Below are 12,522 nucleotides of genomic sequence, written 5' to 3' on the forward strand. Positions count from 1 at the left end.
GCGGCATGACGTCGCCAAGGTTTGCTGGTCCGGGGCCGGCTGCCTTGTCGCGCGCGGTTTCAGTGCGTCCTGTGTTTTGAGGGATGATTAGAGGGGATCAGTATGTCGAAAGGCCACGTGGCCGTTCTTATGGGCGGGTTCTCCTCGGAGCGACCGGTCAGCCTGTCGTCGGGTGCCGCCTGTGCGGATGCGCTCGAAGGCGTCGGCTATCGCGTGACCCGCATCGATGTCGATCGCAATGTCGCCAGTGTTCTTCATGAGCTGAAGCCCGACGTCGTCTTTAACGCTCTGCATGGGCCGTTCGGCGAAGATGGAACGATCCAGGGCATCCTCGAATATCTGCAGATTCCCTATACCCATTCCGGCGTGCTCGCTTCTGCGCTCGCCATGGACAAGGATCAGGCCAAGAAGGTCGCCAAGGCCGGCGGCGTGCCGGTTGCCGAATCCCGCGTGATGGATCGCCACGACATCGGCTCGAACCATCCGATGAAGCCGCCCTATGTGGTGAAGCCGGTCAACGAAGGGTCGAGCTTCGGGGTCGTCATCGTGCGCGAGGGGCAGACACATCCGCCGCAGGTCATCGGCTCGTCGGAATGGAAATATGGCGACCGAATCATGGTGGAGCGATTCATCGAAGGGCGTGAATTGACCTGCGCCGTGATGGGCGATGTGGCGCTTGGGGTGATCGAAATCATCCCGCAGGGCCACACCTTCTATGATTTTGATTCCAAATACGTACCCGGCGGATCAAAACACGAATACCCCGCAAAAATTTCACCAAATATTTACCAAAAAATACAGACATTGGCGCTCAAGGCACACAGGGCAATCGGGTGTCGCGGCGTCAGTCGATCAGACTTCCGTTACGACGACCGATTTTCCGAAGAGGGCGAGGTCATCTGGCTGGAGGTCAACACTCAGCCTGGCATGACACCAACCTCGCTGGTGCCCGAACTCGCCCAGCATGCAGGGCATGACTTCGGCGAATTCTTGGCTTGGATGGTGGAGGACGCATCTTGTTTGCGTTGATCGGTAAACGTGCGTGGAGGAGTTCGGCGGCGGTTGCGGCTGCGTCGGCCCGTGTCGTTCCGGTACTGCCGCGCCCCTTTCGCCGGGTAGTGCGCTATCTCGAATCGCCTGCGCTTGAAGAACTTGCGATCCCCCGTCACCTGGGATCGGTTCTCGCGCTGGTGTTCCTCGGTTCCACGCTCGTCTATGGCACCGTCGTCGGCGGGCACGGCCCCGCAGTCGTCAATGACGGCACGGCCGCGCTCGGCTTTGCGATCGATAACGTCACCGTCGAGGGCAATATCCAGACGTCCGAAATCGATATTCTGACGACGCTCGGCCTGGATGGCGCGACGTCGGTCATGGCCATGAATGCGGCTGATGCGCGGAACGCGCTGCTTGAGCTTCCCTGGGTCCGCGACGCCCAGGTCCGCAAGGTCTATCCGGACGGCGTGACGGTCGAAGTCAAGGAACGGCAGGCCTTCGGCATCTGGCAGAACGGCAAGGACCTGTTCCTGATCGAGCGGAACGGCAACATCATCACCCCGATGAACGATGCGCGCTTCAACATGCTGCCGCTGTTCGTTGGGCTCGGCGCCGATTCAGGCGCCGCCGGCTTCGACAAGATGCTGTCCGAGCATCCGGATCTGCAGCGTCGCATGCGCGCCGCCGTCCGCGTCGCGGAGCGCCGCTGGGACCTCTATTTCCGCAACGGCATCGTAGCTCGGCTGCCCGAGCGCGGCACCAAGGAAGCCTTGGCGACGCTCGCCGAACTCGACCGTACCGAAGAAATCCTGTCGCGCGACATCGCTGCGGTGGATCTGAGGCTCTCCGACCGCATCGCCATCCGCCTGACGCCGGATGCGCTCGAGCGCCGGCAGGCAGCGTGGGAAGAGCGCAGCAAGGCATTGAAGGCGATGGAGCGGCGTACATGAGCATCTTCGGGTCCAGCTCCTTCGGCGTCCCGCGCATGCGTCCGCTCTCGGCCAAGCGCACGACCACGGTCTCGGTGCTCGACATCGGATCGTCCAAGGTCGTCTGCATGATCGGCCGGCTGACGCCGCGCACGGAAAGCCAGCTTCTGCCTGGCCGCACGCACCGGATCGAAATCGTCGGCATCGGCCACCAGAAGTCCCGCGGCATGAAGGCCGGCGTAATCGCCGATCTTGACGCGGTAGAGGGCGCCGTCCGGTTGGCGGTCGACGCGGCTGAGCGCATGGCCGGGCTGACGGTCGAATCGCTGATCGTCAACGTTTCGGCGGGCCGGCTGAAGAGCGACACTTATTCGGGCTCCATCGATCTCGGCGGGCATGAGGTCAATTCCGCCGATCTGCGGAAGGTCCTGTCGGCGGCAGCGCAGAAATCGGCGCTCGCCGATCGCGGCGTCATCCATTCGCTCCCAACTCTTTTCACGCTCGATGGCGAGCGCGGCATCGAAGATCCGACGGGCATGTTCGGCGATCGTCTGTCGGTCGACATGCACATTCTGTCGGCCGAACGCGCGCCGCTGCGCAATCTGGAGCTCTGCATCAACCGGGCTCATCTCTCCGTCGAGGCCATGGTCGCGACGCCCTATGCCAGCGGGCTCGCCGCGCTGGTCGACGACGAGGCCGAGATGGGCTGCGTCACGATCGACCTTGGCGGCGGCACGACCACCATTTCATTGTTTTCCGAAGGTCGGCTCGTGCATGTCGATGCCATCGCGCTCGGCGGCCATCACGTGACGATGGACCTTGCGCGCGGCCTTTCCACGCGGGTCGACGATGCAGAACGGCTGAAGGTCGTGCACGGCTCGGCCGTTACCACCTCCACAGACGACCGTGACGTCGTCACCATTCCTCCGATCGGCGACGATGAGCGCGACATGCCCACGCAGGTTCCGCGTGCTCTAGTGGTGAAGATTGTCCGCGCACGGGTAGAGGAAACCTTGGAAATGATTCGCGATCGTTTGCAGAAATCCGGCCATAGCGGCGCGGTCGGCAAGCGCATCGTACTGACGGGCGGCGCAAGCCAACTGACGGGGATGGCGGACGTGGCAAGGCGAATTCTCGCCCGCAACGTCCGCATCGGTCGGCCGATGGGTGTCGCGGGCTTGCCCGCGGCCGCCAAGGGTCCGGCCTTCTCCACCGCAGTGGGGCTGATGATCTATCCGCAGGTTGCAGGTCTCGAAGACCATGCTTCCGGCAGGGCCGGCTTTGTCGGCGAAGGAACAGGTACGATCGCCCTTATGGGGCGGTGGCTTAGAGAGAGTTTTTAATCAGGGCTTTGGCCAAAGCGGCGTTTGGCCGAAAACGGAAAGGATCGGGTGCCATGACCATCAAATTGCAGAAGCCGGACATCACCGAGCTGAAGCCACGGATCACCGTTTTCGGTGTCGGCGGCGGCGGCGGCAATGCCGTCAACAACATGATCAATGCAGGCCTTGAAGGCGTCGATTTCGTCGTCGCCAACACCGACGCGCAGGCGCTGTCGATGACCAAGGCCACGCGCATCATCCAGATGGGCGTTGCTGTCACCGAAGGTCTCGGCGCCGGGTCGCGTCCGGAAGTCGGCCGCGCTGCCGCCGAAGAGTGCATCGATGAGATCGTCGATCACCTGAACGGCACGCATATGTGCTTCGTCACCGCCGGCATGGGCGGCGGCACCGGCACCGGTGCTGCTCCGGTCGTCGCGCAGGCTGCCCGTCAGAAGGGTATTCTGACCGTCGGCGTCGTCACCAAACCGTTCCACTTCGAAGGCGGCCGCCGCATGCGCGTTGCCGATGCCGGCATCGAAGAGCTTCAGGCTTGCGTCGATACGCTGATCGTCATCCCGAACCAGAACCTGTTCCGGATCGCCAACGAGAAGACGACGTTCGCCGACGCCTTCGGCATGGCCGACCAGGTACTCTATTCGGGCGTCGCCTGCATCACCGACCTGATGGTCAAGGAAGGCCTCATCAACCTCGACTTCGCCGACGTTCGTTCGGTGATGCGCGAGATGGGCAAGGCAATGATGGGTACGGGCGAAGCATCCGGCGAAGGCCGCGCAATGGCCGCTGCCGAAGCTGCGATCGCCAACCCGCTGCTCGACGAAACCTCCATGAAGGGCGCTCAAGGGCTGCTGATCTCTATCACCGGCGGCCGTGACATGACGCTGTTCGAAGTGGACGAAGCAGCGACCCGCATCCGCGAAGAAGTCGACCCGGATGCCAACATCATCCTCGGCGCGACGTTCGACGAAGAACTCGAAGGCCTCATTCGCGTGTCGGTCGTTGCCACCGGCATCGACAAGGCTGCAGCCGAAATCGGCGGTGGTCAGGCCGGACAGCAGCGTCAGGAAGTGCGTCCCGCCCAGCGGGTTGCCGCACCTCAGGCTGCCCAGCCGGCTGCTCCGCGTGCGGTTGCCCCTGCGCCGGTCCAGCATCAGCCCGCAGCGGTTCGCGAAGTGGTATCCGAGCAGACGCTTGCAGCCTCGCTGAAGTCTGCCGAAGCGGAGATCGAGCGCGAACTGCGCATCGAGCCGATCGCGCAGGCCGACGACTTCGTGCCGCAGAGCCGCCTCTTCGCAAACGCACCCCAGCCGGAAGCTCCGGCTCCGCGTCCGATGGCTGGCTATCATGTTCCGCCGACGCCGCGTCCCGTCGAGGCTCCGGCTCCGCAGGCGATGGCTCCGGTTGAGCCGGCGCGCATGCCGCGGGTCGAAGACTTCCCGCCGGTCGTTCAGGCGGAGATGGAGCATCGCCAGGCTCCGCGCACCGAGCCTGCTGCCGACGAGCGTGGCCCGATGGGCCTTCTGAAGCGCCTGTCGAACAGCCTTGGCCGTCGTGATGAGGAAGAAGCACCGCGTGCAGCGCCCCGTGCGCCGGCCGCAGAGGAGCGTCGCAGCCTGTCGCCGGAGGCGAGCCTCTACGCGCCGCGTCGTGGACAGCTCGATGACCAGGGCCGCGCGGTTCAGGCCAAGCGCGTTTCGCAGGACGACGATCAGCTGGAAATTCCAGCCTTCCTGCGCCGCCAGGCCAACTGAGTCGCGCCACACTATCGCCTTTCGGCAGCATCCTTCTCTGATGCTGCCGAAAGATCAACAGCTCGCAAGCCATTGAAATTACGTTAGAATTCTGACAAGGCAGGTTGCAAGATTTCGAAACAATCCGTGATTTTGCCGGCCTGAGCCCCGCCCGTATCTTCCGCATCCACCGGGAGGCTGGGGCTGACGAACGTTCGAACTGCGTGAATGCCCTTGGGACTACAGACGATCGAACCGCGAAGGGATCGATCGCGACAACGCAGCGGGCAATTTTATGATTTCAATTTCTTCCGGCAACCAGACTACCATTGCGCACCACGTCTCGCTTTCGGGCATCGGTGTTCACAGTGGGGCCGAAGTGACCGTCCGTCTTCACCCGCGTGAAATCGACAGCGGTGTGATCTTCCGCCGGGTCTTTGCCGACGGTCGCCGAGAAGACATTCGCGCCGTGTCGTCGAAGGTCGTCGCGACAGATCTCTGCACGGTCATCGGCAGCGCAAGCGGCGCGACCATCGGCACGATCGAGCATGTGATGGCAGCCATCGCCGCTCTCGACGTGGACAACATCATCATCGAAGTCGACGGCGCCGAAATGCCGATCATGGACGGTTCGGCCCGGGCATTCGTCGAAGCCATCGACGAGGCTGGGATCGTCCAGCTTGAGGCACGTCGCCGCTTCATTCGCGTGCGCAAGCCCGTGCGCGTCGAGATGGGTGGCTCCTGGGGTGAATTCCTGCCGCATGGAACGACGCGTTACGAGGTCACGATCGACTTCGACAGCGCCGCGATCGGCCGTCAGCTTTGGGCAGGGGACATCACCGCCGCCGTGTTCCGCTCCGAACTCGCTCGTTCGCGCACGTTCGGCTTCATGCGCGACGTGGAAAAGCTTTGGGCCGCCGGCTTTGCGCTCGGCGCATCGCTCGAAAATGCCGTGGTGGTCTCCGATGATGACAGCGTCATCAACGCTGAGGGTCTGCGCTACTCAGACGAGTTCGTGCGCCACAAGACGCTCGATGCCGTCGGTGATCTGGCACTCGCCGGCGCGCCGATCATCGGGTGCTTCCGCTCCTATCGCGGCGGGCACAAGCTGAACGCGATCGCGCTGAAAGCGCTGCTCGACGATTTGTCCGCCTACGATATCGTCGAAGCGCCGTCGGCCGGGGCTCAGCGCTTTCGCAGGGCGGATCTGGTTGCGGTATCGCCCTCATTTGCTCCATGGGCGCATTAGTCGTAGCGCCAAATCGCTGCCGTCACAAAAATGCGCCAATATCGGCACAGTTACGGGCCGGCTCAGGCATTGAGGCCAGCGGCGAATGCCGCTAGAAGGCCAAGGTTCGCATTGGACATCTTGAAAGGGTTTTGGCGCGCATGACAGTCAAGGTTCGGCAACAGTCCGGGAGCTCGCTTGCGAGAAGCGCGGCGCTTGGTCTTCTGGTCGCCGTCGCGGGCGTCGCTGCAGGCTGCCAGACGGAACCCGATATCGATATCACCGCTCTTGCAAGCGACATCGATCCGCCGGATGTTCTCTACAACCAGGGCCTGGCGAACCTGCAGGGCGGCCGGCTGACAGAGGCTGCGCGCAAGTTCGAAGCGATCGATCGCCAGCATCCCTATTCGGAGTTTGCCCGTCGTGCGCTCGTCATGAACGCTTTCGTCAAGTATCGGCAGGGCGACTACGACGAAGCGGTGAATGGTGCGAGCCGCTATCTCAGCCTTTATCCGGGCGACGAAGATGCTGCTTACGCGCAGTACATCATCGGCCTGTCCTATTTCCGCCAGATCCGCGACGTGACGCAGGATCAGCGTGATTCGGCCCGCGCCATTCAGGCCATGCAGGCCGTCGTCGATCGCTATCCCGACTCCGAATATGTCGAGGACGCACAGGCCAAGATTCGTTTCGCCCGCGACCAGCTCGCCGGCAAGGAAATGCAGGTCGGCCGCTATTATCTCGAGCGTCGCGAATATGTCGCCGCCATCAACCGCTTCCGCAACGTCGTTGAGCGCTATCCGAACACGCGTCAGGTCGAGGAAGCGCTCGCCCGTCTCGTCGAAGCGAATTACGCACTTGGCCTGACCGACGAAGCGCAGACGGCTGCTGCAGTGCTTGGCCACAACTATCCGGACAGCCAGTGGTATGCGGACTCCTACGCATTGCTGCAGACCGGCGGGCTGCAGCCGCGTGAAAACACCGGCTCCTGGATTTCTCGTGCCGGCGCAGCCCTCATCGGCCCGGATGCTTGATCTTCGGAACCCACCGGCCCAAGAAGGGTTTGGTGGGTTCTTCGTCTGCTGATCGTTCATCCGTTTTTGCCGACTCCCCGAGCAAAGGTTCATGCTGGCACAGCTGTCGATTCGCGATATCGTTCTGATCGAGCGGCTCGACCTGAACTTCGAGCGCGGCCTGTCCGTGCTGACCGGGGAAACCGGCGCAGGGAAGTCCATTCTTCTCGATTCCCTTTCGCTCGCACTCGGTGCCCGCGGCGATGGTAGCCTTGTGCGTCAGGGTGCCGAACGCGGGCAGGTGACGGCCGTCTTCGATGTCGGGCAGGATCACCCAGCGCGCCAGCTCCTGCGTCAAAACGGTCTCGATGACGATGGCGACCTGATCCTGCGGCGCATCCAAAGTGCCGATGGCCGCACGCGGGTTTTTGTCAACGACCAGCCGACCAGCGTCGCCACCATGCGCGACATAGGCCGGCTGCTCGTCGAAATTCACGGTCAACACGATGATCGCGCCTTGATCGACACGGACGGGCACCGGCTTCTTCTCGATGCCTTTGGTGGACTGACCGGTGAGGCCGAAGCACTTGCCGGCCTTTATCGCCGATGGCGCGATGCTGTCCGGGCGCTCGATATCCATCGCGCCAAGGTCGATGCCGCGGCCCGTGAAGCGGATTATCTGCGCGCCGCCTTTGCCGAGCTCGATCAGCTGTCACCGCTTGATGGTGAAGAGGACGATCTGGCCGGTCGCCGGGCGGACATGATGAAGTCCGAGCGCATTGCCAGCGATATCAAGGAAGCAGAGGACGTGCTTTCGGGGCAGGGGTCTCCCGTGCCGCTCCTGAGCTCGCTCGTGCGGCGGCTCGAGCGCAAGTCCCAGGAAGCCCCGGGGCTGCTTGAGGAAACCGTGCTGGCACTCGATGCGGCGCTTGCAGCCCTTGGCGAGGCTCAGATGGCGATCGAGGCTGCCATGCGGAAGGCGGACTACGATCCGGCCGAACTGGAACGCACCGAAGAGCGGCTGTTCGCGCTGCGTGCTGCAGCCCGCAAGCACAACGTTCCCGTTTCCGAGTTGCCGGCGCTCGCCCAGCGCATGATGGACGATCTCGCCGATCTCGATGCAGGCGAGGAGAAGCTTCAGCATCTGGAAGCGGCGGTCGTCGAAGCGCGGGCGCTGTTCGACACGGCAGCACGCTCATTGTCGGAAAAGCGTGGCCACACGGCTAAGGCCCTCGCGGCTGCCGTGATGGCCGAGTTGCCGGCCCTGAAACTCGAACGCGCAGAATTCCTGATCGAGGTCGACAGTGATCCGGAGAAGCCGACGGCCGACGGCATCGATCGGGTCGAGTTCCAGGTGCGCACCAACCCGGGCACGCGCGCGGGTCCGATCATGAAGGTTGCCTCCGGTGGCGAGCTCTCCCGCTTCCTGCTTGCGCTGAAGGTGGCGCTTGCCGACCGGGGATCGGCACCGACGCTGGTCTTCGATGAAATCGACACCGGGGTGGGTGGTGCGGTCGCCGATGCTATCGGCCAGCGTTTGCGGAGGCTGGCGGGTCAGGTGCAGGTGCTTTCGGTGACGCACGCGCCGCAGGTGGCCGCACGCGCCTCGACGCATCTTCTGATCGCCAAAGGGCCGAACGATTCCAACGCCATCGCGACGCGCGTCACCGAAATTGACGCCGATGGCCGCCAGGAAGAGATTGCCCGCATGTTGGCCGGTGCGACCGTGACGACCGAGGCGCGGGCGGCGGCAGCACGCCTGCTGTCGGAAAACGCCTGAGGCTTGAGCCGGTGAGGGCTGTTTTCGCGGCCTGACCTGCCATATGGAATGGGCGTTTAGACCAGTCACTGGAGCGCCAGCAGATGCCGACCTCGTTCGATCCGAATGTCCGCAAGACCCCGGTCGACAAGATGGACGAAACCGAGGCCGCCGAACTTCTACAAAGAATCTCGGCGGAACTTGCCGAGCATGACAAGCGCTACCACCAGGAAGACGCTCCGGTCATCTCGGATGCAGATTACGATGCGCTGAAGCAGCGCTATCTCGCGATCGAAGCCCATTTCCCGCATTTGAAGCCTGCCGAGGCGCCGTCCGACAAGGTGGGCGCGGAAGCGGCATCGGGCTTCGGCAAGGTGGTCCACCGCGTCGGCATGCTGTCACTCGACAACGCCTTTTCCGACGAGGACGTGTCCGATTTCGTCGAACGGGTGCGGCGATTCCTGCGGATTGGCGCCGAAACCGAACTGGCCTTCACGGCCGAGCCGAAGATCGACGGCCTGTCGCTCTCCCTGCGCTACGAAGACGGCGAACTGGTCACGGCGGCCACGCGCGGCAACGGTGCCGTTGGCGAAAACGTCACGCCCAATGCCCGCACGATCAAGGACATCCCCACCACGCTGCCAAAAGGCGCGCCGGCCGTGCTGGAAGTGCGCGGTGAGGTCTATATGACGCGCGATGATTTCGTCGCGCTCAACCAGCGCCAGGCGGAACTCGGAAAGCAAACCTACGTCAATCCGCGCAACACGGCTGCAGGGTCGCTGCGCCAGCTTGACGCCTCGCTTACGGCCGAGCGCTCGCTCAAGTTCTTCGCCTATGCCTGGGGCGAGGTGCTGCCCGGACTGCCAGCCGATACCCAGTATGCCATGGTCGAAACCCTCGCCGAATACGGCTTTCGCACCAATGATCTGATGCGGCGGCTCTCAACCGTCGATGCGATGCTGGAGCATTATCACGCGATTGAGCGGGTGCGCGCCGAACTGCCCTATGACATCGATGGCGTCGTCTACAAGGTGGACGAGATCGCGCTGCAACAGCGGCTTGGCTTCGTGTCACGCTCGCCGCGCTGGGCAATCGCGCACAAATTTCCGGCCGAGAAGGCCTTCACGATCCTCAACGCCATCGACATCCAGGTCGGCCGCACCGGCGCGCTGACGCCGGTCGCACGGCTGGAACCGGTCACCGTCGGCGGCGTGGTCGTGACCAACGCGACGCTCCACAATGCCGAGGAGATCGCCCGGCTCGGCGTCAAGATCGGCGATACGGTCGAGATCCAGCGGGCCGGCGACGTCATCCCGCAGGTGCTGCGGGTCGAGAAGAGCCCGGAAGATGCGGTGGCGTTCGAGTTTCCGACCGTTTGCCCCTGTCACCTCAAGACGCCGATCGTGCGCGAAGAGACGGCAGGCGGCGCCGAGGGCGTGGTACGCCGGTGCTCGGGCGAATTTGCGTGTCCCTATCAGCGCAAGGAGCATCTGAAGCACTTTGTGTCGCGCAAGGCGTTCGACATCGACGGCCTCGGCGAGAAGCAGATCGAGTATTTCTTCGACGACGAGACGCTCTTCGTGCGCCAGCCCGCGGACATCTTCACGCTGAAGGCGCGTGATGCTGCCGAAGACCTGCGCAAGCTCAAGAACCGCGAAGGCTATGGCGCCACCTCGGCGCAGAAGCTTTTCGATGCGATCGAAGCACGCCGGACGGTGCCGCTCGAAAGGCTGATCTTCTCGCTCGGCATCAGGCATGTGGGGGAATCGACCGCAAAGACGCTCGCGCGGGCTTACGGAAACTGGGACGGGTTCCAGCAGGCCGCGCACGCGGTTGCGGCTGGCGATGCGCAGGCACGCGAAGAGATGGACGCTCTGGACGATATCGGCCCCGCCGTCATCGACGCTGTCGGCCGCTTTTTCGGCGAGGCGCACAATGTCGCGATGGTCGAGGCGCTCGTCGCGGAACTCACCGTGGAGGAGGCGGAGAAGCCGCAAAGCGATTCTCCTGTTGCCGGCAAGACAGTGGTCTTCACGGGTGCTCTGGAGCGGATGACGCGCGACGAGGCCAAGGCGATGGCCGAGCGGCTCGGCGCGAAAGTCGCCGGTTCGGTCTCCGCGAAAACCGATCTTCTGGTCGCGGGCCCGGGCGCTGGATCGAAGCTGAAAAAGGCGCAGGAACTGGGCGTGGAGACGACCGACGAGGATGGCTGGTTCACGCTGATCGGCGCCTGAGAACGGGCATGTTAGCATCAGCAATATGCAAACGAGCGTCAGGCCTTTTCATTTGACTTGACCATGGCGACGGAAAGATAGTGCGCATGCTCACGGCCGTGCGCCGTTTCGGGGTTTCACGGACGAAACCTCGCCTCCGCTGATATTCTCGATCGGACCATCATGACCGTCTCGTTCAAGCGCGATTTCCTCGCCGGTATGCGCCAGTGCGTTCCGGTGGTGGTGGCCGCCGCACCCTTCGGCCTCCTGTTCGGAGCGCTCGCGGTCGACAACGGTTTGACCGTCGGCGAGGCGGTGCTGATGAGCGCGACGATCTATGCGGGCGCCAGCCAGATGGTCGGCATCGATCTCTTCAACGGATCGGCCGCTCCCTGGCTGATCGTGCTGTCGATCTTCGCGGTCAACTTCCGCCACGTTCTCTATTCGGCAGCGGTCGGGCGTCGCATCAGCCACTTCTCACTGTGGCAGAAGGCGGTTGCGTTCTTCCTGCTCATCGATCCGGTCTATGCCGAGACCGAGAGGCGCAGCGAAGCCGGCAAGTCGATGACGTTTGCCTGGTATCTCGGAATCGGCCTGCCGGTCTATCTGTCCTGGGTGGCGGAGGGCTATCTCGGCGCCGTCTTCGGCGGCTTGATCGAAAACCCCGAAGAATTCGGCATCGACTTCCTTCTGCCGCTTTACTTCATGGCACTCGTGCTCGGGTTTCGCTCGCGCAAAAATTGGCTGCCTGTGGTGCTTGCGAGCGCGCTCGGATCGATCGCCGGCTTCCATTTCATCGGTTCGCCCTGGCACGTCTCGATCGGTGCGATCATCGGCATCGCGGTTGCGGCGATCATCGCGGACACGCGGCCGACACAGAACATGAAGGCCCCCGTCGGCAGCGAGGCTTCTCGGTGATGGACGGCTTCAGCGTCAATGTCTGGATCATTCTCGCTGCCGCGCTCGCAACCTATGCGACGCGGATTGGCGGTCATCTGATCCTGTCGCGATTCGAACGGCTGCATCCGCGAGTCGAAGCGGCGCTCAACGCAGTTCCGGCAGCCGTTCTCACGACGCTCTTTGCGCCGGCCGCCGTCTTCAACGGCACGGCAGAAGCCCTGACCATGGCCGCCGCGATCCTCATCGGATTGCGCCTGCCGATGCTGGCGACCGTCTTCATCGGCACGGCGATCGTGGTGGCACTGCGCGCCTTAATGTGATTTCGCTTATCTTTGATAAGCTCAATCACATCAAGTTTCTGATCTGGCGCGTTTCCGAACGGTGAGGGTATCCACTTCACCTGGAAACGCTTTGATC

At 63.3% G+C, this 12,522-nt stretch carries 10 protein-coding genes; all 10 read left to right on the forward strand.

Annotated elements, in window-relative coordinates:
- Positions 1–102 precede the first annotated feature (102 nt).
- Positions 103–1,029 carry a D-alanine--D-alanine ligase gene (locus tag QQL76_RS05005; RefSeq protein ID WP_126009444.1) on the forward strand — a complete coding sequence of 309 codons (927 nt, stop codon included), beginning with the start codon at positions 103–105 and terminating at the stop codon, positions 1,027–1,029.
- Positions 1,017–1,943, forward strand: a complete 927-nt coding sequence (locus QQL76_RS05010) for a cell division protein FtsQ/DivIB (RefSeq protein WP_499206638.1) — start codon at positions 1,017–1,019, stop codon at positions 1,941–1,943. The genes QQL76_RS05005 and QQL76_RS05010 overlap by 13 nt, the downstream gene beginning before the upstream one ends.
- Positions 1,940–3,265, forward strand: a complete 1,326-nt coding sequence (ftsA, locus tag QQL76_RS05015; protein WP_499206639.1) for a cell division protein FtsA — start codon at positions 1,940–1,942, stop codon at positions 3,263–3,265. The genes QQL76_RS05010 and ftsA overlap by 4 nt, the downstream gene beginning before the upstream one ends.
- Before the next feature lie 53 nt (positions 3,266–3,318).
- Complete coding sequence (gene ftsZ, locus QQL76_RS05020; protein WP_499206640.1) at positions 3,319–5,013, forward strand: cell division protein FtsZ; 1,695 nt, start codon at positions 3,319–3,321, stop codon at positions 5,011–5,013.
- Between the two features lie 274 nt (positions 5,014–5,287).
- Positions 5,288–6,241 carry a UDP-3-O-acyl-N-acetylglucosamine deacetylase gene (lpxC, locus tag QQL76_RS05025; RefSeq protein ID WP_499206641.1) on the forward strand — a complete coding sequence of 318 codons (954 nt, stop codon included), beginning with the start codon at positions 5,288–5,290 and terminating at the stop codon, positions 6,239–6,241.
- A 140-nt stretch (positions 6,242–6,381) separates the two neighbouring features.
- On the forward strand, positions 6,382–7,254 hold the full coding sequence (locus QQL76_RS05030; protein WP_404864238.1) for an outer membrane protein assembly factor BamD: 873 nt from the start codon (positions 6,382–6,384) through the stop codon (positions 7,252–7,254).
- Between the two features lie 91 nt (positions 7,255–7,345).
- Entirely contained in the window at positions 7,346–9,013 is a 1,668-nt protein-coding gene (gene recN, locus QQL76_RS05035) for a DNA repair protein RecN (protein WP_499206642.1), read from the forward strand.
- An 83-nt stretch (positions 9,014–9,096) separates the two neighbouring features.
- Positions 9,097–11,226, forward strand: a complete 2,130-nt coding sequence (gene ligA / locus QQL76_RS05040) for an NAD-dependent DNA ligase LigA (protein ID WP_499206643.1) — start codon at positions 9,097–9,099, stop codon at positions 11,224–11,226.
- Positions 11,227–11,388: 162 nt separating this feature from the next.
- Positions 11,389–12,123 carry an AzlC family ABC transporter permease gene (locus QQL76_RS05045; RefSeq protein ID WP_499206644.1) on the forward strand — a complete coding sequence of 245 codons (735 nt, stop codon included), beginning with the start codon at positions 11,389–11,391 and terminating at the stop codon, positions 12,121–12,123.
- On the forward strand, positions 12,123–12,425 hold the full coding sequence (locus tag QQL76_RS05050; protein WP_499206645.1) for an AzlD family protein: 303 nt from the start codon (positions 12,123–12,125) through the stop codon (positions 12,423–12,425). Before QQL76_RS05045 ends, QQL76_RS05050 begins: the two co-directional genes overlap by 1 nt.
- The last annotated feature ends 97 nt before the right edge of the window (positions 12,426–12,522 follow it).

The organism is Rhizobium albus (genome assembly GCA_030160035.1).
GTDB classification, from domain to species: domain Bacteria; phylum Pseudomonadota; class Alphaproteobacteria; order Rhizobiales; family Rhizobiaceae; genus Georhizobium; species Georhizobium albus.

Coding starts and splice junctions, on each gene's coding strand:
- ligA (WP_499206643.1), top strand. CDS start 9,097: ATGCCGACCTCGTTCGATCCGAATGTCCGCAAGACCCCGGTCGACAAG.
- ftsA (WP_499206639.1), top strand. CDS start 1,940: ATGAGCATCTTCGGGTCCAGCTCCTTCGGCGTCCCGCGCATGCGTCCG.
- lpxC (WP_499206641.1), top strand. CDS start 5,288: ATGATTTCAATTTCTTCCGGCAACCAGACTACCATTGCGCACCACGTC.
- ftsZ (WP_499206640.1), top strand. CDS start 3,319: ATGACCATCAAATTGCAGAAGCCGGACATCACCGAGCTGAAGCCACGG.
- QQL76_RS05045 (WP_499206644.1), top strand. CDS start 11,389: ATGACCGTCTCGTTCAAGCGCGATTTCCTCGCCGGTATGCGCCAGTGC.
- QQL76_RS05005 (WP_126009444.1), top strand. CDS start 103: ATGTCGAAAGGCCACGTGGCCGTTCTTATGGGCGGGTTCTCCTCGGAG.
- recN (WP_499206642.1), top strand. CDS start 7,346: ATGCTGGCACAGCTGTCGATTCGCGATATCGTTCTGATCGAGCGGCTC.
- QQL76_RS05030 (WP_404864238.1), top strand. CDS start 6,382: ATGACAGTCAAGGTTCGGCAACAGTCCGGGAGCTCGCTTGCGAGAAGC.
- QQL76_RS05050 (WP_499206645.1), top strand. CDS start 12,123: ATGGACGGCTTCAGCGTCAATGTCTGGATCATTCTCGCTGCCGCGCTC.